The 20,202-nt window shown below is 52.9% G+C and carries 21 protein-coding genes; 5 read left to right on the forward strand and 16 right to left on the reverse strand.

The annotated features are described in order from the left end of the window. Nucleotides 1–8: 8 nt before the first annotated feature. From RAL91_RS22670 to RAL91_RS22690, 5 genes are all read right to left on the reverse strand, one after another. Nucleotides 9–812 carry a GntR family transcriptional regulator gene (locus RAL91_RS22670; protein WP_306258501.1) on the reverse strand — a complete coding sequence of 268 codons (804 nt, stop codon included), beginning with the start codon at nt 810–812 and terminating at the stop codon, nt 9–11. A 583-nt stretch (nt 813–1,395) separates the two neighbouring features. Further along, nucleotides 1,396–2,373, reverse strand: a complete 978-nt coding sequence (speB, locus tag RAL91_RS22675; protein WP_306258502.1) for an agmatinase — start codon at nt 2,371–2,373, stop codon at nt 1,396–1,398. A 33-nt stretch (nt 2,374–2,406) separates the two neighbouring features. Further along, nucleotides 2,407–3,234, reverse strand: a complete 828-nt coding sequence (locus RAL91_RS22680) for an ABC transporter ATP-binding protein (protein ID WP_306258503.1) — start codon at nt 3,232–3,234, stop codon at nt 2,407–2,409. Between the two features lies 1 nt (nt 3,235). Further along, nucleotides 3,236–4,057: an ABC transporter permease gene (locus RAL91_RS22685; RefSeq protein ID WP_306258504.1), complete on the reverse strand. Its 822-nt coding sequence runs from the start codon at nt 4,055–4,057 to the stop codon at nt 3,236–3,238. A gap of 73 nt (nt 4,058–4,130) precedes the next feature. Continuing rightward, nucleotides 4,131–5,192: an ABC transporter substrate-binding protein gene (locus RAL91_RS22690; RefSeq protein WP_306258505.1), complete on the reverse strand. Its 1,062-nt coding sequence runs from the start codon at nt 5,190–5,192 to the stop codon at nt 4,131–4,133. Nucleotides 5,193–5,359: 167 nt separating this feature from the next. On the opposite strand from RAL91_RS22690, the gene RAL91_RS22695 reads away from it, so the two are divergent. Genes RAL91_RS22695 through RAL91_RS22715 form a run of 5 tightly spaced genes read left to right on the forward strand, consistent with a single transcriptional unit; the run spans nt 5,360 to nt 9,415 of the window. Next, the gene (locus RAL91_RS22695) at nt 5,360–6,001 is read left to right on the forward strand and encodes a TetR/AcrR family transcriptional regulator (protein ID WP_306258506.1); all 642 of its coding nucleotides are present in this window, start codon (nt 5,360–5,362) and stop codon (nt 5,999–6,001) included. Then, complete coding sequence (gene speB, locus RAL91_RS22700; RefSeq protein ID WP_306258507.1) at nt 5,998–6,972, forward strand: agmatinase; 975 nt, start codon at nt 5,998–6,000, stop codon at nt 6,970–6,972. Before RAL91_RS22695 ends, speB (RAL91_RS22700) begins: the two co-directional genes overlap by 4 nt. 3 nt (nt 6,973–6,975) lie before the next feature. Beyond that, nucleotides 6,976–7,758, forward strand: a complete 783-nt coding sequence (locus RAL91_RS22705) for an SDR family NAD(P)-dependent oxidoreductase (RefSeq protein ID WP_306258508.1) — start codon at nt 6,976–6,978, stop codon at nt 7,756–7,758. Further along, the gene (locus RAL91_RS22710) at nt 7,755–8,495 is read left to right on the forward strand and encodes an SDR family NAD(P)-dependent oxidoreductase (protein WP_306258509.1); all 741 of its coding nucleotides are present in this window, start codon (nt 7,755–7,757) and stop codon (nt 8,493–8,495) included. The genes RAL91_RS22705 and RAL91_RS22710 overlap by 4 nt, the downstream gene beginning before the upstream one ends. Further along, a complete protein-coding gene (locus RAL91_RS22715; protein ID WP_306258510.1) occupies nt 8,492–9,415 on the forward strand; it encodes a polysaccharide deacetylase in 924 nt (307 codons plus the stop codon). The genes RAL91_RS22710 and RAL91_RS22715 overlap by 4 nt, the downstream gene beginning before the upstream one ends. On the opposite strand, the gene RAL91_RS22720 is transcribed toward RAL91_RS22715, so the two are convergent. The 11 genes from RAL91_RS22720 to RAL91_RS22770 all read right to left on the reverse strand — a co-directional run bounded on the left by RAL91_RS22720 (nt 9,408) and on the right by RAL91_RS22770 (nt 19,952). Further along, a complete protein-coding gene (locus RAL91_RS22720; RefSeq protein WP_306258511.1) occupies nt 9,408–9,611 on the reverse strand; it encodes a hypothetical protein in 204 nt (67 codons plus the stop codon). The genes RAL91_RS22715 and RAL91_RS22720 overlap by 8 nt on opposite strands. A gap of 27 nt (nt 9,612–9,638) precedes the next feature. Further along, nucleotides 9,639–11,588, reverse strand: coding sequence for an SDR family oxidoreductase (locus RAL91_RS22725; protein ID WP_306258512.1), 1,950 nt, complete (start codon nt 11,586–11,588; stop codon nt 9,639–9,641). A 61-nt stretch (nt 11,589–11,649) separates the two neighbouring features. Beyond that, nucleotides 11,650–12,537 (reverse strand): 3-hydroxy-5-phosphonooxypentane-2,4-dione thiolase, encoded by an 888-nt coding sequence (lsrF, locus tag RAL91_RS22730; protein WP_306258513.1) that lies wholly within the window; start codon nt 12,535–12,537, stop codon nt 11,650–11,652. A gap of 30 nt (nt 12,538–12,567) precedes the next feature. After that, nucleotides 12,568–13,194 (reverse strand): dihydroxyacetone kinase subunit DhaL, encoded by a 627-nt coding sequence (dhaL, locus tag RAL91_RS22735; RefSeq protein ID WP_306258514.1) that lies wholly within the window; start codon nt 13,192–13,194, stop codon nt 12,568–12,570. Nucleotides 13,195–13,205: 11 nt separating this feature from the next. Further along, nucleotides 13,206–14,213, reverse strand: coding sequence for a dihydroxyacetone kinase subunit DhaK (locus RAL91_RS22740; RefSeq protein ID WP_306258515.1), 1,008 nt, complete (start codon nt 14,211–14,213; stop codon nt 13,206–13,208). Beyond that, the gene (locus RAL91_RS22745; RefSeq protein WP_306258516.1) at nt 14,214–14,408 is read right to left on the reverse strand and encodes a hypothetical protein; all 195 of its coding nucleotides are present in this window, start codon (nt 14,406–14,408) and stop codon (nt 14,214–14,216) included. Then, nucleotides 14,408–15,511: an ABC transporter ATP-binding protein gene (locus RAL91_RS22750; protein WP_306258517.1), complete on the reverse strand. Its 1,104-nt coding sequence runs from the start codon at nt 15,509–15,511 to the stop codon at nt 14,408–14,410. The genes RAL91_RS22745 and RAL91_RS22750 overlap by 1 nt, the downstream gene beginning before the upstream one ends. Next, nucleotides 15,508–16,596 (reverse strand): ABC transporter ATP-binding protein, encoded by a 1,089-nt coding sequence (locus RAL91_RS22755; RefSeq protein ID WP_306258518.1) that lies wholly within the window; start codon nt 16,594–16,596, stop codon nt 15,508–15,510. The genes RAL91_RS22750 and RAL91_RS22755 overlap by 4 nt, the downstream gene beginning before the upstream one ends. 2 nt (nt 16,597–16,598) lie before the next feature. Continuing rightward, nucleotides 16,599–17,543 (reverse strand): carbohydrate ABC transporter permease, encoded by a 945-nt coding sequence (locus tag RAL91_RS22760; protein ID WP_306258519.1) that lies wholly within the window; start codon nt 17,541–17,543, stop codon nt 16,599–16,601. 3 nt (nt 17,544–17,546) lie between these two features. Then, nucleotides 17,547–18,446 (reverse strand): carbohydrate ABC transporter permease, encoded by a 900-nt coding sequence (locus RAL91_RS22765; protein WP_306258520.1) that lies wholly within the window; start codon nt 18,444–18,446, stop codon nt 17,547–17,549. A 93-nt stretch (nt 18,447–18,539) separates the two neighbouring features. Next, nucleotides 18,540–19,952 (reverse strand): ABC transporter substrate-binding protein, encoded by a 1,413-nt coding sequence (locus RAL91_RS22770; protein ID WP_306258521.1) that lies wholly within the window; start codon nt 19,950–19,952, stop codon nt 18,540–18,542. Between the last annotated feature and the right edge of the window lie 250 nt (nt 19,953–20,202).

Here is a 20,202-nt window from a genome sequence, read left to right on the forward strand (position 1 = left end):
GTTCCGAATTAAATTGCTCGCATTTGGCTTGCGATGCTGGCATCAACTTTTGCTTTTCGAGACGGCCCGCTTTGGCCTTCAAGCGCAATGCGAACAGCCGACCGAACAAGCCGTGGCTCGAACTGCGGTTCAATCTGGGCAATAATCGTAAGCGCGATGCGTGCATAGTGTTCAGCCAAAAGTGCGGCGACCAACTCCCCGTCCCGAGCTTCGCAGGCTTCAAAAATGGCCTCGTGCTCGCTCTTTGATTGCTGATACGAACTGGCTTGAACGATGTACATTCGGCGGTATCGCTCAGCATGCTCGTTCAACTGCGCTGAATAAGTAATATGCCGCGGGCCAGCGGCCCGGATCGCGATCATGTGAAAGTTGCGGTGAGCCGCATCAAATTTTTCAAAATCTTCTGCAGACGAATTATTGTCCATTTTATCGAGACAGTCGCGCATCTCAACAAGATCGTCGTCTGTCAGATTTGGTACACACAAACGGACCGTTGCACTGTCGAGCTTGATGCGAAGCGCATACAATTCATCAAGATCCGCCATGGAAGTTGATGAAATTACAACCTGCCGCCCGCGTTGAGAAGTTATCAAGCCGTCCCGTTCAATGAGCCGCAACGCTTCCCGAACAGGGGTGCGGCTCAGGCCCAGCCTTTCAGCAATTTTGACCTGAGACAGTCTGGCGCCTGGTGAGAAGGTTCCGCGGAGAATTGCGTTCTTGATACGATCATAGGCATCCGCCATCAGGGCGCCCGGCGCACTGGAATCAACTTCCGCACCATCAACCTCTTCGTCAAGGACTGGTTTCGCCAAGAACTTTACCCCGAAATATCTTATTCCAACACCAAAATCTGTATCCTGAAATGAAATATTGGTCAAGTTTCTGTATTCAATTTCAAACCGTTTCAATATCCAAAACCAAGTAAACGGCTCGTTTTTGCGCGCAAATTGGGAATTCTTTAATTTCACAATCGCACCAGTTTTTGAATGTCTCTTGCTAACTGCACACAATTTTTAAGTTTTCGTGGTTTCAGAAAATCACTCGGTGTTTTCAAATTTTCGGCAAGAAACCCAAAGCCAGCCTAGAAATTCATCTTGAATTCGATGGTACGGACAGAGCTTTCAAAGAGACCTGCGCTTCAATTTGCGCGCGCAGTGGCACTGGACTTTATGCAACAAAACAAGGGCCGAACCTGATGCAAAATGCAGAAGGGTATTGGCGCCTTCTGAGGAAGGTGTTTTTGGCACGAATGCTCCAGAAAAGACGGACCTGTTCTGATCTTCTCAACCAGCTTTTATTTGCGGGCAGCCCTGGAGCTTTTTCTGAAACCATTATAGCCCTCGGTCGCAACCAAGTTGGATGATGGTGTCAATGCGTTGCACCACCCCTCTTTAATCAGTCCATTGATACTCTTGGTTGAAGTGTCGGGGCTATGACACACAGCATTTCAAAAATCAGTGACGCACCCAAATATGCGGTGCCCCCTGAAGCATCAAACGGCGGGGACACTTCGACCAGATCTGCCCCAACAATATTCACACCTTTCAGATGGCGTACAACCTCGATGGCCTGAAAGCTGTTGGGACCACCAATCTCAGGCGTTCCGGTTCCAGGAGCAAAGGCAGGATCAACGAAATCAATGTCATACGAAACATAAGTGTTTCCGGAACCAGCGATCTCTCGTGCTTCCAACATCACATCTTTGACGCCTCGGGCATGGAATTCCTCAATCGAAATGACACGAATCCCGACGCTGTCGGCAAAGTCGCGGTCTTCATTATCGTATGTGGTTCCCCGAATACCGATCATGCAAACACGATGAGGGTCGAGCAACCCTTCTTCAACAGCCCTGCGGAATGGTGTTCCGTGGGTATATTTCGACCCGTTGAAATAGTCTTTGAACAAATCTGTGTGGCTATCGAAATGGATCATGCCGACGGGGTGTTTTTCCGCCACAGCCCTGAGAATGGGCAGCGTCGACAAATGGTCGCCCCCCGCAGTCATCGGAAAAATGCCTGCCTTCAGAACCGTTTGGTAGAACGATGTGATCCTGTTCATGCTGTCCATGAGATCGACCGGATTAGGCGGCACATCTCCAAGGTCAGCACAATTGACTTCTTCAAACGGACGGATACCAGTAGCGCCGTTCTGAGCCCGTATCATCGTAGACATATCGCGCAATTGGCGCGGGCCGTGGCGAGGCCCGGGGCGGTTTGTTGTGCCACTGTCCCAGGGCACACCTATCAAGCCAATATCAACGTCCGACAGGCGGGCATCATCCAAGGTCACGTGCGGCAAGCGCATGAAGGTCGGAATACCGGCGAAACGGGGTAAATCGAACCCGGAGGGTGGATGAAAAAACTGATCGCTCATGTGTTCCTCTTCTGACTGTCTGGTCGGCACCAATCAGTGCTCGTCCCTTGCACCCTGTTCCTGCATCAAACGCATGATTTCCTTTTCCAGGATTCCGTAGCCTTCCAGACCAATAACCTCTTCTTTGCTCTGATAGCGCTTGCCTTGCTTCAACTCGGGAACGATGATCTTGTGGACGCGCCCGGGATGGCTGGACATGAAAACAATCTTATCCCCCAGATAAATGGCCTCTTCAATGTCATGCGTAACCATCACCATTGTCGTGTTCGCAGTCTCAGCAATACCGACCAGCAATTCTTGCATATGCCAACGCGTCTCTGCATCAAGCGCACCGAATGGCTCGTCCATCAGCAAGAGTGCGGGATCGTTTGCCAGCGTGCGGGCGATGGCCACTCTCTGTTTCATCCCACCAGACAATTGTGACGGAAAGGCATCTTCGAAACCACCCAGATGAACAAGATCGATGAATTCCTGTGTGCGTTCGCGGCGTTCTTTTTTAGGGACACCATTGATACGCATGCCGTATTCGACGTTCCCCCGAACCGTCAGCCAATCAAACGAGGTGTAGGCCTGAAACACCATGCCGCGTTCCCGGTCGGGGCCGGTAATGGCGCTGCCGTCAAGACGCAATTCGCCCGTAGTGGGCGTTTCCAGCCCTGCCATCATCCGAAGAATTGTTGACTTGCCACATCCGGAAGATCCCAGGATTGTGCAGATCTCGTTTTCTTCGACGATGAATGACGCCTCCGCGATGGCCTGGACCTCACGACCCTTTCCCAAAGAGAACCGTTTCGTAACGCCGTCCACAACCAATTTGGCCGAAGTGGTAGCCATCGTATTTGTGTGATGAAGTTCGGACAAATCAATTCCTCCGATCTTGGATATAGGGGAAGAACCAACGGTGCGCCCTGCGGAACAGGATGTCGAAACACAATCCCAAAACTCCAATGACAATAATACCGGCCATGATTTCATCAGTATGCAGGAACCGCCGCGCCCGCATCATCATCGCGCCGACACCGGTGGTCGAGGCGACAATCTCGGCAATTACAAGGTAGGTCCAGGTCACAGCAAGCATCTGACGCATCGCCGTCAAAACATGTGGCAAAACCGCCGGCAGAATAATTGTACGAACAATGGTCCAGCGCTTTGCGCCCAATGTCAGCCCTGTTTCAACCAGTTCGGTTCGCACTTCGCGCGTGTGATCCATGATGATTGTAATCAGGAAGAAAACCACCCCAATGACCAAAAGTACGAGTTTGGGCGTCTCACCGGTTCCAAACCACATCAGCAAAATGGGAATGAACGATGGTGCGGGCAGATAACGCCAGGCGGATACAAACGGGTTGAACACCGCCTCTATGGCCGGGAATGCCCCCATAGCGACACCCAGGGGAATAGCTACAGCACAGGCGATACTAAAACTGAAAACGACGCGCCAAACGCTGATCAATATATCTGAAACCAAACCTCTGTTTATCAGCATGTCCACCAATGTCGTGAGAACGGTATGAGGCGCTGGAACCAGCAGATCATTGACCAGACCTGCCAGTGAAACACCTTCCCAAACAGCGAAGAACAGCGTCCAGATGAAGATCGCTGAGAGAATAGATTGCTTTGAAGACACCTGTTTGCGCAACCCAAGCCAGGGCGCCCGCGCCGCTCCATTCGAGGATTTGTTCATTATAATCGCCTGTTGTCAGGTTTCCCGAAAAGCAGGAGGCCGCACATGGTCGGCCTCCTGAATGGACCGCTGTTTACTTGCGTGCTTCGAACGATTGGCGATAGCCCTGGCCGACCAGTTCAGCCATGAGTGAACAATCCACACCAGCTGCAGGATCGTGGACCTCAGTCATCAGGCCAAAACGCACCCAATATTCATTGATCGTCTTGATGACGGTTGTGATGGACCCGTTTTCAAGGCCAAAAGGAGGCTCGCCTTCCAGAACGCCGCATACTTTGGCGGATTCATCAAAATCATACATGTAAATTCCACCATCCAGAAATTTCCCGTTGGTGCCAATGACAGACTCAATGTCAGCGAGCGGCCATTGCAGGTAATCAGACATCAGCTGATTTCCCTCATCAGTGTTGTCATGCCACCAGCCAACTGCATCAAAGCGTGCCTTCAGCATATCAAGCGCAGCGCCCCGGTGGTTTTTTATGAAATCTCCATTCATATAAATCACATCCGTGAAGATGCCGGTTTTAAGCATCCAATCTTCGCTGGTATCTGCAGCCGAGGTAGATCCGGGAAGGTTCTCCATGACTTTGGAAATCCAGGGTTCATACAGATATGCAGCTGCCAGATCGCCCGAAAGCATCGGTCCGACGGCCTCGTCTGCCAGAAGATTGACCCAATTGACATCATCCAGAGGGATGTTCTCACCATCCAGCCACACGCCCATCAAAAGCTGACCGATATAGGCCTGCGGGGCACCGATGCGCTTTCCCTTGATGTTTGACACATCAACGCCCGGCGAAAGAATAACATGGTCCACGCCAAAAGAAGGATTGGCAAATGCGACGGTTACAACTCCGGTACCGCGGTCGATCGCCAAAGGCGTGTAATCCCCGGTGCATTCATAAATATCGATCTGACCGGCGGCCAATGCAGCCTGCCCACCCAGTGGGTCATCGAATATGACTGTGTTGATTTCGTAACCTTCAGCCAGACCTTTTTGTTTGGCGATCTCAAGCATGGCGTAGCCCGGCCATGAGACACACAGCCCGACGTTGATTTCTTCGGCCGATGCAGCGCCCGCCACAAACGTCAAAGCTACGGCGCCAGCAGCTAATGCGGTTCCCATCTTTCTCATTACATCGTCTCCATCTGATATTTATTTGTATTGACTATTAAAGTTTAGTCACTAAAATTCTTGTGTGTCTAGACGTTTTTTCAAACTCACTCTAGAGTTGCTCCGAAGCAAAGTTACCGACAGCAAAGTCTGGAAGGGCGCAAATGGTAAAAGTCTGGGAGGACGACATGGCAGTTTTGAGCTTGCGGAAGCGCCAAAAACTGGACCGGTCGAAACGCATTCTGGAAGTGGCGAGAACCCGGTTCCAGAACGAAGGCTACGGCAAAGTCACGATTGAAAGCATCGCCGCAGAGGCGGATGTATCAGCGGTAACCGTTTATAATTACTATGAAACCAAGGCCAATCTGCTGTTGGCTTTGGTCAAGGAAAGCGACGTTCGACTGATTTCTCAGTTGAACTGCCTGATCGATGAACTGCCCATCGACATCCAGGATGCCGTCGCAAATTTTGGTCAGATCATGCGCAGGCACGCGATAACCTATCTTACCAAAAGCACTTGGCGTGAAGTGCTTGCTGCCAGCATTCTGGAAGGTGGCAAGCAATTTGGCCATACATACCGCGATCTGGATCGGACCCTGATCGAGTTGATGTCGGTCTTGGTAAAAGCATACCAGCGCCGTGGCACCCTGTCCGGGCACATTGACACCCATACATTGGCTGACACCTTGTTTGCGGTGCAGAATATCCGCTTTTTTCTGTTTATCTCGGACGAAAACCAAACCGAAGAAGATGCGAACACACTTTTTCAACGGGATATTTTCGTGATTTTCGCTGACAAGCTCAAACCGAACTTGAAAGACGTTACATGACACAAAACCAATATGAATCAGGTCGGCTTGATCTTCCTTTTGTTGGCATAGCAACGTTTGGCAAGAACCCCTATGTGGCAGATTGGGACAATATAGAAGCCGATTTTGCCATTCTTGGTGCGCCATATGATTTTGGAACCCAATGGCGGCCCGGCGCCCGCTTTGGTCCACGCTCGATCCGCGAGGCCTCTACCTTGTTTTCCTTTGGGCATGGTGGCGCTTACGACCATGAGGACGACGTAACATATTTGCCGGCTGGCCAGGTCAAGATCGTTGATCTTGGCGATGCGGATATCGTCCACACTGATACAATCAAAAGCCATGAGAACATCGAATTTGGGGTTCGCAAAATTCTGGACGCAGGCGCCATCCCCATCACTTTGGGCGGCGATCATTCGATTAATATCCCCTGTGTAAATGCCTTCTCGGATCAAGAACCTATCCACCTCGTGCAGATTGATGCGCATCTTGATTTTGTAGATGAACGGCACGGCGTGCGCTTTGGTCACGGAAACCCCATGCGCCGCGCAGCTGAAAAGCCTTATGTGACCGGCCTGTCACAAATTGGTATTCGCAATGTCTCTTCCACCGCCAAAGAAGGCTATGATGACGCGCGCGCGATGGGCTCAGACATCCTTTCGGTGCGCCAATTCCGCAAATTGGGCGTTGACCAGGTACTTGGCCGCATACCCGAAGGGGTGCGCTATTATGTGACCATTGATATTGACGGGTTCGACCCCTCAATTGCAGCGGGAACAGGCACGCCATCGCATGGCGGTTTTCTCTATTATGAAATCCTTGAATTCCTCGACGGGCTGACAAAGCGCGGCCAGATTGTTGGTCTGGATCTGGTCGAGGTTGCACCGGATTACGACCACTCCGGAACTACAGCCATTCTTGCTGCGCAGATCCTGATGAACACGATAGGTCGCATCTCTCACAACCGCCCACCACGAACCACATCAGAGTAAAACATGGGCAAAGTGACATATGATTTTTCTGGCAAGACCGTTCTGGTGACCGGCGGAAGCCGTGGCATCGGATACGGGGTTGCAAAAGGATTTGGGCAGGCTGGTGCCGATTTGTCCATTCTCGCCGACGACGAGACCGTCTTTGATGCCGCTGAAAACCTGTCCGACGAGATCGGACAAACAGTTAAAGGCATTCGCTGCGACATTACCGATGTGGATCAGATCAAACAGATTATGAGCCAATTTGCCCGGCTTGACATTCTCATCAATAATGCGGGCTTAGAGCGCACAACGCCAATAACCGACCCCGACGACGCCGTTGAAGCCACCTTTCGCCGGATCATCGACATCAACATTATGGGGACATTCCTGATGACGCGGCATGCTGTTCGCAAGATGGACAAAGGTGGCCGTATCATTTTGACAGCCTCCATCTGGGGCCGCACAGCGGTTGCTGATTATTCAGCGTACTGCGCATCAAAACACGCCAATATCGGCTTCATGCGTTCAATGGCGCACGAACTGGCCCCGCTTGGCATCAATGTAAACGCGGTTTGCCCCGGCTGGGTCAAAACCGAAGCGTCCATGCTGACCCTTGCGAAAATGTCAAAAAGCTCTGGGCGTTCAGAAGATGAATTGCTCAAAGAAATCATCGCAGGTCAGGTCCTGGGGGGATTGCTGGAGCCCGACGATATGGCTTCGATCTATCTTTATCTGGCATCCGATGGGGCGCGTGACATCACCGGACAAGCCTATCATCTGGACCGTGGGGAGGTCATGGCATGACCCAGGGCTATGAAGGCATGAACGTTTTGGTGACAGGCGCTTACCGTGGCATCGGAGCAGCCTGTGCAAAAGTATTTGCAAGGGCAGGTGCGCACGTTTTATGCGCCGATCTGAACGATCCTGTCGAAACAGTCGATACCATTCGCGCAGCAGACGGCTCGGCTGAAGGCATCATCTGCGATGTAACCGATGAGGCGTCAATCCTGGAGCTGTTCCAGCACGTCAACACCCACTTTTCCCCACTGAATGCTGTGGTCAATTGTGCCGGCATTATCCACGAACGCGGCCTTCTGGAAACCACAACCTCCGAGTTTGATCAGGTGATGGCCGTAAATCTGCGCGGCTCATTCATCATTGGTCGTGAGGCCATTCGTGCCATGCAGGGCAGCAAGGGACGCGTGATCATGATCGCATCGGATCTTTCCTATTACGGGCGCGAATCCTATGCGCCCTATGTGTCGTCCAAACACGGCGTTCTGGGCCTCGTTCGATGCTGGGCAAAGGAATTCGCGCCCCACATCCTGGTGAATGCACTTTGCCCGGGGCCAATCGACACAGAGATGCTGGCAGCCGAAAACATGAGCCCCGAATGGCGTGCCAAAGAGCTTGAAATTCCGTTGGCCAGATTTGGACAACCAGAAGAGATTGCAGAGATGGCACTCTTTCTTGCAGGGCCAAACGCAGCATACATCACCGGCCAGGGGATCGGTGTAAATGGTGGGAGTATAATGCCATGATAAAAAACCCGGTGCCTTGGCCCAATGGGGCAAAATGCGCGGCCTGCGTGACGTTCGACATGGATGCAGATAGCCTGGTCCATATCAATCATCCAAAGGAAAGCCACCGAAAGTCAGCGACTACATCAATGCTGCAATATGGCCCGGAAATCGCCATTCCCCGCATTGTGGAAACCTATCGCCGCCTCGACATAAAGCAGACCTTCTTCATCCCGGCGTGGTGTGTTGAACGCTATCCACGGGCCGTCGACACAATTTTGGAGGGCGGTCATGAAATAGGCCATCACGGCTATATTCATGAGCATCCGAATGAATTGACGCCAGACGAAGAGGCCCATTGGCTCGACGTTGGTATCGACATTCTCAAACGCGCAACTGGCAATGCCCCACGTGGATGGCGCGCCCCGCTTTACAATATGTCAGACGTTTCATGCGATCTGCTCGCTGAGCGCAATTTCAGTTATGATGCATCCCTGATGGGCGACGATCAGCCCTATATGCTGGACACTGCCAAAGGTAGTCTGGTGGAATTGCCAACCCATTGGGGCCTTGATGACTGGCCGCAATTCGTCCAGTCAGAAGATCTGGGCTATTTCGGTAATATCATGGCTCCGACCATGGGCTTTGAGCCCTACATTCAGGAATTCAACACGATCAAGAAATATGGCGGGCTTTGGGTCGCAGTTGTTCACCCGTTTGCCACCGGCCGGCTGGCGCGTTGGGAGGTTGTCGCCAACTTCCTGGAAAAAGCTCTGGAGTCCGAGGATGTATGGTTTGCACCCATGGAGGAAATTGCAGCCCATGTCCGAAAGGTCACAGACTCCGGGGAATACACGCCGCGCCGGGTTGAGATGCCGGTTTATAATTCCCCCGTTTATGACAACGCTATAGAAAAATACCGGCAAAATAAGTCTAGCTGAAACTCAGTTGAACTTTCATGGCTTTTGACCGGTCACCAGCCAAAGCGAAAGCCTCGACCGCCTTATCAATCGGATAGATCTGGGTGATCATTGGTTTCAAATCAATGCCACCTGTGTTGATGAGCTCTACAGCTTCAGCGAATTCGGTATGATGCGGGTTCCAACCAAAGGACGAGCCTGAAAATTGTTGGGTCAAATCCTGGCTATGCAAGCGCACAATGCCTCAGATAACCCTGTCATTGCCCCCGTCGACCGGCATTTGTGCGCCTGTCGTACGGCTCAAGGTGCCATCAACAAAAGCCGCCACGGCAAGTCCGACGTCTCGGGACGTTACCTCACACCCAAGTAGGTTTCGGGTCTTGTATTGATCTATCGACAATCCGTAACGATCTGCCGATTTCTTGAGTGCTTCCGGCGTCCACAAATTTGTGTCGAATACGGCATCGGGGTGGACTGCATTTACGGTTATCCCCTCTCCCGCCAATTCGAGCGCAAGAACGCGCATCAATTGGGTGAGACCGGCTTTCGAGACAGAATAGGCCGAAGCACCGCCCCCAGGCGCTGCGACATTGCGCGACCCAATAAACACAATGGCAGGGTCGATACCATGGCGCAAAAAGGGAACCGCATGTTTGATCAGCATCCGGTGCGACGTCAGATTTACGGCCAGCGCAGCATCCCAGACGGCATTTTCCATTGTCTCGACTGTCTGACCGGTCTCGAAAATCCCGGCATTGGACACGACAATGTCCAGCCCGCCAAAGCTCTCGACCACATGTTCAAGGGCAGCGGTAACCTGAACCTCTTCCGTCAGGTCCACGACGATGCCCTGAAAGTCAGCCTGGCTCATTGAGGACAGAATATTCGGGTTAATGTCCAGCCCGACAACGACTGCGCCGCGTTCACGCAGCACATGCGCACATGCATGCCCAATGCCTGTCGCCGCGCCGCTGACGATAGCTATTTTCCCAGCCAGATCGGCGTCAGGCTTCTGTCTTTTTAACTTGTCCTGCTCCAGTTCCCAATATTCCAGATCACGCAGATTTTCAGATGAAAGCCCTTGCCAGTTGCCCAGTTCGGCGGCACAGCGCAGCGCCTCTGTGGTCGCCTCGGAGACGTCGCGTGAGATCGTCGCGCGTTTGAAGTTTAGGCCAAAGCTGCGCACATGGCCGGACTCAAACAGCGCCCAGTGCGGAGCGGCAGGCATCATTGTCAGATGCGGATTGTTGTGCAGATCGACATAGCTTTCATACGCGCTGGCAAACGTCGCGATGGCTTCTGCAGGCCTCTCGCCAATGACCGCCGGAAAAGGTTTGTTGTGAATGACGTGCTCAGGCGTCAGCGTCCCGTGCCGTGCCTGTTCCGCCATCGCGTGTACCTGGCCGGGTTCCACACTTCCCGCTGGAAGCGACAGAACCGCTTTTCCAAAAGCATCGGAGACAGCTTTCCTCGCACGTGCAATTTCAACCGAATTCTGCGCGGCAAGGACAGGCCGCACCGCAGCCCCAACCCTAACGGCAAGCGCAGCCTCTGCTCGCTCCACCACGTCGATCATCCGATCATAAGCAGTGCGCGCATTCTCAGCGTAGGTGAACACGCCATGATGCTGCAATATGATGGCGGTATATTGCTCCAGCAAGCCGCGTTCTACAACGTCGCGGAACTGCAGCGCCAGATCAAACCCCGGTTTGACATAGGGCAGCACAAGAACATCATCGCCATAGATTTCCTTGAACATGGCGGGTGCGCTGTTCGAAATTGTCAGTACGGCATTGGCATGGGTGTGATCGACAAATTTGTAGGGAATGACCGCATGCACAATCGCTTCGATAGACGGATTGGCCGCATTGGAATCAAATCGGGCGCAATTCACGTCATTGACCATGTCCGGGTCAGACAATTGATCAAGCTGCGCCAGTTGCAGGAGCGGGTTCAGTTGCAGTCCCGTAAACCCTTCGGTCCACATCTGGCCCAGATCATAACCACTTGCTTTGACCCAGATCGCCTCATGTTCCACACCGAACCGATCCAGATGCACTGATTTTACCGATGTATTGCCACCACCATGCAGAACCAGATCAGTGTCCATACCAATCAGGCGGGAGGTATAGGCACGCAGTTCCAGATCTGACGTATGGATCGCCGCGTCGCCATCATTCCATCGATTCTGCATTGGGTGTCCTCACTCATTCTGCGGTCCGCCCGACACCCGGGCGGACAATTTCGTGGGAAAATCAAGCGACTTTCAGGGGCGTTGCGTCCTGGAACAGGGCATAGGCCTCCTCGCCGGTCATGTCGTGATGTACGACCTGTTCCAGCGCCTGAAGCATGCCAACCGGGTTTGAGGATTGAAACACATTGCGCCCCATATCCACGCCAGCAGCGCCTTGGTTGATGGCGCGATAGGCCATCTCAAGTGCATCACGTTCGGGTAATTTTTTTCCGCCAGCGATGACAATCGGAACCGGGCAACCCAGCACGATCTTCTCAAAACCATCCTCGACATAATAAGATTTGACCAACTGCGATCCGATCTCTGCAGCGATACGCGTTGCCAGCCCGAAATACCGTGCATCGCGCACCATATCCGCGCCTACACCCGTCACTGCCATTGTCGGAATGCCATAGCGCGTTCCGATATCAATCAGCTTGACGACATTGGCGATGGATTTGTGCTCATATTCGGCACCAATATAGACCTGCGCTGCCATGGCAGATGCACCCAAGCGGATCGCATCATCGATCTCGACGCTGATCAGTTCATTTGACAACTCCGTCAGGATGCTGTTGCCGGCAGAGCAGCGCAGCACAACGGGCTTTTTTGTCTCTGGCCGGATGACCGTCCGTAAAGCACCGCGCGTACACATCAGCACATCTGTATAGGGCGCAAGCGGCGCAATGCTGAGATCGAGACGTTCCAAACCGGTGGTCGGGCCCTGGAAATATCCATGATCAAAAGCCAGCATGACCGTTCTTCCGCTTTCCGGCCGGAAAATATTGGAAAGACGGGCTTTCATTCCCCAATCGTAATGTTCGCTGCCCTTCAGAAAGAAGCGGCTGACGTCCACCGGGCTGTCCTCGCCCCAGTCCTTGCCGTCCTTGATATCGTCAAGATCTGCCATGTGTTGTCTCCTTTTTCGATTTGGATGGTGTCAGAGCGATGCAGCGTAGGACTTCATTGCGCCGAGGATAATCGACACCGAAATCGCACCCGGGTCGGGATGCCCGATGGAGCGCTCACCCAATGAACGTGCCTTGCCTGTTGTTGCAATCATCGCCTTGCTGGCCTCGACGCCATCAAGCGCACCGCGTTCAGCTGCTGTGAAAACCGCCACCAAATCATCCGATGCTTCCGCTTCGACAGCACGCGCGGCAGGCATGACAGCATCCACCATTGTCTTGGCACCCTCTTCCACGCCACCACGCTTCGACACGGCTTGCGCTGATTGAGCAAGGAAATCCGCAAACCGCGCAGCATCAAGCGTTTTTGCATCCGCAAACGCTCCAGCGCCGCCGCGAAAAAACGTGCCAAATACCGCACCTGCTGCGCCGCCGGTCTTCGACATGATTGCCATACCGGTTTTCTTGAACGCGTCCTGCACCGAGAGGCCGGGAACCAAACCTTCAAGCGCCGCTTCACAGCCTCTACGCATACCGATTCCGTGATCTCCGTCCCCGGTTGCCAAATCGGCGTCCGTCAGCACATCTGTCTTGTCAATCACCGCTTTTGATACTTCCCTGAGCATCTCCACGACCTGGTTTTCAGTCAGTTCCTTCATCGTCTGTGTCCTTACATGTTCGATAGGCCAACCGAGCGCGCAGGCAGGTCCAGATAATGTTTCAACTCGTCATCAAGCTTCATCACCGTTATCGAAAAGCCCGCCATTTCCTGCACAGTCAGATATGTTCCAACATCGGTGCGATGCACGATGATTCCCCGATCCGCAAGAATCTGGCGCACACGGCGGTTCACGATCAGCATTTCCATCATGGTCGTTGCACCAAGATTGTTGATCATCAGCGCAATTTCATCACCTTCGCCCAGCGGTATATCCGCCAGAATCCGTTCCATGAGCTGATCAGCAACCTCATCCGCGGAGGTCATCTTTTGTTTTGCGATGCCTGCCTCACCATGCGCGCCCATGCCAATCTCGATCTCATCGTCGGCAAGTTGGAATGTCAGCTTGCCGGTCTCGGGTATGGAACCTGCCGCAACAGCGACCCCCATCGACCGCAGATTATCGACAGCCTTGCGCGCAATGCGCTCAACTTCATCCAGCGTGTCACATTCACCGGCAGCCCCGCCTGCGACCTTGATGGCATAGATGTCACCTGCAATTCCCCGCCTGTCATCGGCACGCTTCGGCGGAGCGGCGGCCACATCGTCATTGACGCGCACAGTGCGCACGTCGATGCCCTCTTCCTCCAGCAGCTCTGCGGCAATGTCGAAATTCATATTGTCGCCAGCGTAATTGCCGTACAGAAACAGAACGCCCTTACCGCGATGCGCGGCCATGGCAGCGTCCATAATTGTGTCGGGTGAAGGGGCTGCAAAGACTTGCCCGCAGGCCGCAGCATCACCCATATTCTTGCCGACAAAGCCGTGGAAAATTGGCTCGTGCCCGCTGCCCCCGCCAATAAGCAACGTCACTTTGCTGTCGGGAAGGTCGGTGCGGATTAAAATGTCCTTGCCGTCCAACCGTTCCAAGCGCCCGTCATTCGCCAATGCCAAACCATCAAGCATCTCGGTGACAACATTTCGCGGATCGTTCAGGATTTTCTTGGGTAGTTTCGCCATTTATATGTCCTCCTCAGTGACGGGTTTTTCCGGAATATGATCCAGGATCATAAACAGGATCACGCCAATCAACAGTACTGGAAACCCAAACGAAAACAGAAACAAGGAAACCGGCTGGCATAGCATCACGAAGCCGGCCACAATCATGAGCGTTGCTACCCGATAGGCAGTACTGAGCATCTTGTTGAAACCCATCACAAACCTCCCTCGCCCTGATGTGATACCCGCGCACCGCTGGTTTTTTCAAACAGGAAACCGGCTCCGTCCGCAACGCGAAAACCACAGGTCTCGCCTTGCTTGAGAAGCTGTCCCTCGTCCAGCACCTTGCGGAAAAGGCCTGCGCCATAGTCGATCTGGGCAGCGCATTCAAAGCCACGATTATCCACCGCATAAACCGACGCGGAATTGGCCGCAGACCCGGCTTCTGTAATGCGGATGTCCTCAGGCCATACGCCCAGTTCAAATTCGCCCCTGGCCGCTGATTCAAGCCCAAACTGACCCGCTGGCAAGGTCTGCTCGCAGCCTTTGATCTTGATTTCATCACCGTCCAGTGCAGCATCAAAAAACGCCATGGCCGGGCTGCCAATCAGCCTGCCTACAAATGCGTTTGCCGGGCGTTCGAAAATTTCTTCAATCGTGCCAGACTGCAGGATGCGGCCATGATTGATGACCCCAATGCGGTCCGCGATTGATATGGCCCCGTGATAATCATGGGTCGCGTAGAGCATGGTTGAATTCTGTTCACGATGGATCTGACGCAGCTCGGACCGCAGGCCCTCGCGCAGTTTCAGATCAAGTGCGGAGAGCGGCTCGTCCAACAGGAACATCAATGGTTGACGCACGAGCGCACGCGCAATCGCGACCCTCTGCTTTTCACCCCCCGACAATGTATTCACATCCCGATCAAGATGCTGCGCAATGCGTAACAATTCAGCCGTGTGCTGCACCCGTTTACGGATCTCACCCTCATCCTCACGATAGGCAGGAGACCGCAATGCAAAGGCAATATTGTCAAAAACATTCAACACCGGCAGCAGGTTGAAGCCCTCGAACACAATCGATAAATCACGGCCGGCGGGATCGATGTCTGTCACATCACGTCCATCGAGAACAACCTGTCCCGCTTCCAGATCCAGCAGGCCTGCAGTGGCCTGAACCGTGCTGCTTTTACCTGCGCCAGTCGGTCCCAGCAGCGCGAATATCTCGTTCGGGCGCACATCCAGATCGATGCCGCGCAAGGCAGGTTTCCCACGGTAGGATTTTTTAAGGCCCTTAAGTTCGAGCAATGCATCACTCATGCTGCAACCTCATCTGTTGCAATTCGGTGGCCGGTCTGTGCGTCAAAGAATTTCAGCCCTTCAAGGCGCAGTCCGATACTCGTTGCAGCACCCTGCGCTTCGGCCCGCACATCCACGCCCTGGGCAATGCCATCTCCTATTTCGAAGGTGAAGTAACGCTCCCGTCCAACAGAAAATATGTCCTGCACCGGCAGCTTGATCTCAATCGGCGCTGCACCATCAACCAGTTGCACGTCTCGAGGACGCACGCCCATGCGGATAGGCCGCTTTGTGTTACGGACATGTTCGGGAACTGCCTCTGCCGGCAAAATGGCCTGACTGTCACCCAGACGAAACCCCGGACCCACAGGTATCAGATCAACAAAATTCATACTGGGCGATCCGATGAATTGACCGGAGAATTCGGAGTTGGGTTCAAAGAACATGCTCTGCGGATCTGCGACCTGCACAATCTTACTGTCATTCATCAGCACGATCCGGTCGGCCAGCGACATCGCTTCACGCTGATCATGAGTGACATAGATTGTGGTTACGCCCAATTCACGTTGGAGGTGTCCCAGTTCCCAACGCATTTCCTCGCGGAACTGTTCGTCAATGGCCGATAGCGGCTCATCAAGCAGCAACACTGCAGGGTCGCGTACGACAGCACGCGCAAGGGCAACCTTTTGTGTTGTGCCAGGCGGCAGTGCACCGGGGTAACGTTTCAGCTCATCGCCCAGTTTGAAAATATCAACAACCCAGTCAAGCTTGCGGGCGATCTCGGCCTTGGCAACACCGCGTGCCTTCAATGGAAAGATGATATTTTCCCTGATATTCAGGTTCGGATAAAGCGAGACGAACTGAAACACCATCGCAATGTTACGCTGGCTCGGACTTTGGTCATTGACCCTTTGCCCATCAAAAAGAATATCGCCTCGGGTGGCGTCCTGCAGCCCCGCAACCGCGCGCAGTGTCGTAGTCTTGCCGCACCCGGAGGGACCAAGATAGACAGCAAACTCGCCATCTTCGACCGTCAGGTTCACATCATCGACCGCTTTGAACGCGCCAAATTCAATGGACAGGTTTTTCAGCTCGACCTTTGCCATGATCAGTACTTCTCCCCCATTTTATTCAGGTGGCGGACAAGGATCATCGACAGACCGATTATGATGAACAGAAGGATCACCGCCAGTGCCGAAGCTTCGCCTGTGTAGAAATAATTGAACGCTGTTTTCGCGACGGCGAAAGAGACAGTCTCGGTACTCGAGCCCGGACCACCACCCGTGAGAGCAAAGAAAAGATCATATTGCTTGAAGCTGTCGATAAGCCGCAGGATCAGTGCGATGAACAGCACGGGCGCAGACATGGGAAGGGTCAACCGGAAGAACTTGTAAGCCGGGCTTGCGCCATCCACGTCGGCCGCTTCATATATGGTTTCCGGGATGCCCCGAAAGGCGGCGGTGGCAAGCAGTATGATAAATGGCGTCCACATCCATGTATCAGCGGCGGCGGCGGCAAAAAGTGCTGGCGTGGTCTGGCTGAGCCAAAGAACTTTGTCCAGTCCCAGGCTGGAAATCAGATAATTCACGACTCCCCATTCAGAGTTCAGCATGTAACGCCACAGGAACCCCACAACCACCGGAGACAGCATCATAGGCATCATCAACAAGGTGAAGATCACATCCCGGCCTTTGAACTTTTTCTGAAGCTGATAGCCCACGAAAATGCCAATAACCATCTGCAGGCTGACGCAGACAAATACGAATTTGCCCGTGAAAATGAACCGTTGCCACAGGGCCTTGTCACTCAACAGATAAGTGTAATTGCCCAATCCGACCCATTTGTATCCCTCGTGCGGGTTCAGAGCGGAGAAGTTGTAAAAGCTGTAGCTGATCAACGAGATGATCGGATACGCCACCATGAAAATGAGGATCAACAGCGTCGGCGACAAAAATCCGAAGATCATCATACGGCCGCTGGATTTCTTCTTGCCAGTGGCTGGCAAGCTGTGTCTCGTCGATGCCGGGTTCTGGGATTGATCGGTTATGGTCATGGTTCAGCTCCGTCCCAGCACACCGAAAGTCATGCCCATAAGAAGGTGCTTTCGGATGAGATAAAAGAAGATCAGAACCGGGATGATCAATACGACACCTGCCGACATGATTTGAGTCCATTCGATACCCGTCGCGCCAGAGGCAGCGGAAATCTTGACCGGCAGTGTCTTGGCTTTCGTGGTCGTCAGGATCGAAGCAAACGCGAATTCGTTCCATGCGAAAATAAAACAGAAGCCAGCTGTGGCGGCGATGCCGCCCCGCACCATAGGCAGAACCAGATGGATAAAGGCATACATCCGACTGTATCCGCTGACCTGGGCAATCTGCTCGACTTCCTTGGGAACTCCATCGAAAAAGCCCTTCATTATCCAGGTGGCCAGACCGACATTTGCAAAGATGGCCACCAGGACCAATCCAATACGTGTGTCGGCAAGACCAAGGCGCGCGAACATCAGGTGATAGAAAACAAGTACGGCCACCGGCGGCAACATACGGGTTGAAAGGACGAAAAACAGAAAGTCGCCTTTGCCTCTGAAGTCGTAGCGGGAACAGACATAACCTGCGAGCGTGCCCAGAAAGACGGCCAGTACCGTGCCGCTGGTGGACACAATGACCGAGTTGATCAAAGCGTCGACAACACCATATGCCGAAGCAGTTCCGGCTGCAGCGCCAACACCAAAAACACTCTCATAACCTGATGTGTTGATGTCGAAAACCCAGACGGGTGGCATTGCGAAAAGGTCTGCCCGGCCTTTAAAGGAAGAAATCAGAAGCCATAGGATCGGCCCGAGATTGTAAAATGTGTACACCGCAAGCAGCACCAGAATAAACCATCTGGTTATGTTTGCTGATCTCGGTTGAGTAATCGCCGCCATGTTTTCCGACCCTTTGTCAAAATTCATTAATCGGCCGCACTGGGGCGGCTCGTAACAAAGTTTGCGGGCCGGAAACCGGGGAGGACCGGTCCGGCCCGCAAGGAAGATACCGCGAAGGGGTTAGTTCACTGCAATGATTTCTTTGGTACCGACAGGCGTAATTTCCTGATCCGGCACTTCAGGCGTGCTGTCACTGCGCGTGATCTCATAGCCTGCACGCTCCAATGTACGCTCATGGCGCTTGGCAGCATCTGTCAGTGCTTCTTCAACCGACTTGGTGCCTGTGATTGCATTGGAGATTTCTTCCTGCAACTGGTCGAGCAGAACAGGATATTGCGGCAGATGCCAATAGTCGTTGAGGTACTGCAACGCGGTAGAGAATTGTGCATTGTAGCTGTTAAGCCCCTGCCAGTCGTCGCTTTCCAGAACCGCCTTCAGACCAGTCTGACAGACAGCTGCGTAGCGTTTCTGCTGTTCCGGTTGGAAATACCATTCCATGAAAGCTGTCAGCTCAGGCAGTTTTTTGGAATATTTGTTAATTCCCATGCCTTGCCCACCAACAGAGAATTGGCGACGGAACATGCCATCGCGCCCAACGGCCCCTGGCAGAATTCCAAACGCGGTGCCCTCGGCATATTTGTTGACGCTGGGATCAGCGTTGGAGCCATTGAAGTAGAACCATTGCATGGCCATGGCGAGTTGCCCCTGCTGAAACGCAGCATTGACCTCGTCAAAACCCCAACTGCCCGAACCTGGGGGCGCGAATTTGAACATGTCGACATAGGCCTGAACACCATCAATGGAGGCTGGTGAATTCAGATAGCCCTGCACTTCATAAGTTTCGGGATTGTAAAGCTCTCCGCCAAAAGACCACAGGAAAGAGTTGGATGCTGTTGTTGCAAAATCATATTCGCGACCACCCATCTGGCCCCAGCCATAAAGCCCCTCATCAGGACGTGTGAAGAACTCAGCAACTTCTTTGGCTTCCTGATACGTTTGCGGCACGGCCAGCTCGCGGCCATATTTCTCCTGAAACGCTGCCATCTCCGCAGGATCTTCAAACAGATCCCGACGATACATCATTCCATAGGCATCCTGATTCATCGGCAAACCATAGAAATTGCCGGAATTGTCAGGATACTCACCATATTGCGAGATAGAGGCTGCAGGAAACAGTTCCGCTGACAAAGCCTCAGAGCTTGCAAAGACATCGTTGAGTTTGACCGCATGGCCACCGCCAGCAAATTCTGCCGTTGATTGGCTGTCCCACATGGCAAAGTCAAACCCGTCGCCCTGAATTGCAAATTCAGATGCAATCTTGTTGTGCCACTCAGGCCCGTAAGGCACGAGTGCAGGTACAAGCTTCACAGATTTATCTGGATAATCCTTGGCAATTTCGACCAGCGCATCAGCGCAGGTACCCGCATGCCAGACAAAGGTAAGCTCGGTTTCGGCCTGCGCAGACGTGCCCAAGAGGACCGCTGCAATCACCGATACCGATGTGGTTGAGAGTAAACGTATTGAATTTTTCATTTCTTCCTCCTCGTTGGTCCGGAGCCGACGTCCTCTCGCCGTTCCGCACTTCAACTCTAAACATTTTTTATGTTATATCTACCATTTTTTTGATATTTTTGCTGCATTCATTATTTTTCGTTTGTTATCAGAAACTTAAAATGGATTTTGCTGGGATACCTTTGATAAAAACACGCAAATCCGGGTAAAACATGGTGAATAGATTCAAAATTTGTTGGAAATGCTTGTGTTTTTGAGATTTTTAAGGTCA

Origin of the sequence: Pararhizobium sp. IMCC21322, from assembly GCF_030758295.1 — a bacterium.
In the GTDB taxonomy this organism is placed as follows: domain Bacteria; phylum Pseudomonadota; class Alphaproteobacteria; order Rhizobiales.

Coding starts and splice junctions, on each gene's coding strand:
- speB (WP_306258502.1), bottom strand. CDS start 2,373: ATGAGCGATCAGTTTTTTCATCCACCCTCCGGGTTCGATTTACCCCGT.
- RAL91_RS22685 (WP_306258504.1), bottom strand. CDS start 4,057: ATGAACAAATCCTCGAATGGAGCGGCGCGGGCGCCCTGGCTTGGGTTG.
- RAL91_RS22690 (WP_306258505.1), bottom strand. CDS start 5,192: ATGAGAAAGATGGGAACCGCATTAGCTGCTGGCGCCGTAGCTTTGACG.
- RAL91_RS22695 (WP_306258506.1), top strand. CDS start 5,360: ATGGCAGTTTTGAGCTTGCGGAAGCGCCAAAAACTGGACCGGTCGAAA.
- speB (WP_306258507.1), top strand. CDS start 5,998: ATGACACAAAACCAATATGAATCAGGTCGGCTTGATCTTCCTTTTGTT.
- RAL91_RS22705 (WP_306258508.1), top strand. CDS start 6,976: ATGGGCAAAGTGACATATGATTTTTCTGGCAAGACCGTTCTGGTGACC.
- RAL91_RS22710 (WP_306258509.1), top strand. CDS start 7,755: ATGACCCAGGGCTATGAAGGCATGAACGTTTTGGTGACAGGCGCTTAC.
- RAL91_RS22715 (WP_306258510.1), top strand. CDS start 8,492: ATGATAAAAAACCCGGTGCCTTGGCCCAATGGGGCAAAATGCGCGGCC.
- RAL91_RS22725 (WP_306258512.1), bottom strand. CDS start 11,588: ATGCAGAATCGATGGAATGATGGCGACGCGGCGATCCATACGTCAGAT.
- lsrF (WP_306258513.1), bottom strand. CDS start 12,537: ATGGCAGATCTTGACGATATCAAGGACGGCAAGGACTGGGGCGAGGAC.
- dhaL (WP_306258514.1), bottom strand. CDS start 13,194: ATGAAGGAACTGACTGAAAACCAGGTCGTGGAGATGCTCAGGGAAGTA.
- RAL91_RS22740 (WP_306258515.1), bottom strand. CDS start 14,213: ATGGCGAAACTACCCAAGAAAATCCTGAACGATCCGCGAAATGTTGTC.
- RAL91_RS22745 (WP_306258516.1), bottom strand. CDS start 14,408: ATGGGTTTCAACAAGATGCTCAGTACTGCCTATCGGGTAGCAACGCTC.
- RAL91_RS22750 (WP_306258517.1), bottom strand. CDS start 15,511: ATGAGTGATGCATTGCTCGAACTTAAGGGCCTTAAAAAATCCTACCGT.
- RAL91_RS22755 (WP_306258518.1), bottom strand. CDS start 16,596: ATGGCAAAGGTCGAGCTGAAAAACCTGTCCATTGAATTTGGCGCGTTC.
- RAL91_RS22760 (WP_306258519.1), bottom strand. CDS start 17,543: ATGACCATAACCGATCAATCCCAGAACCCGGCATCGACGAGACACAGC.
- RAL91_RS22765 (WP_306258520.1), bottom strand. CDS start 18,446: ATGAATTTTGACAAAGGGTCGGAAAACATGGCGGCGATTACTCAACCG.
- RAL91_RS22770 (WP_306258521.1), bottom strand. CDS start 19,952: ATGAAAAATTCAATACGTTTACTCTCAACCACATCGGTATCGGTGATT.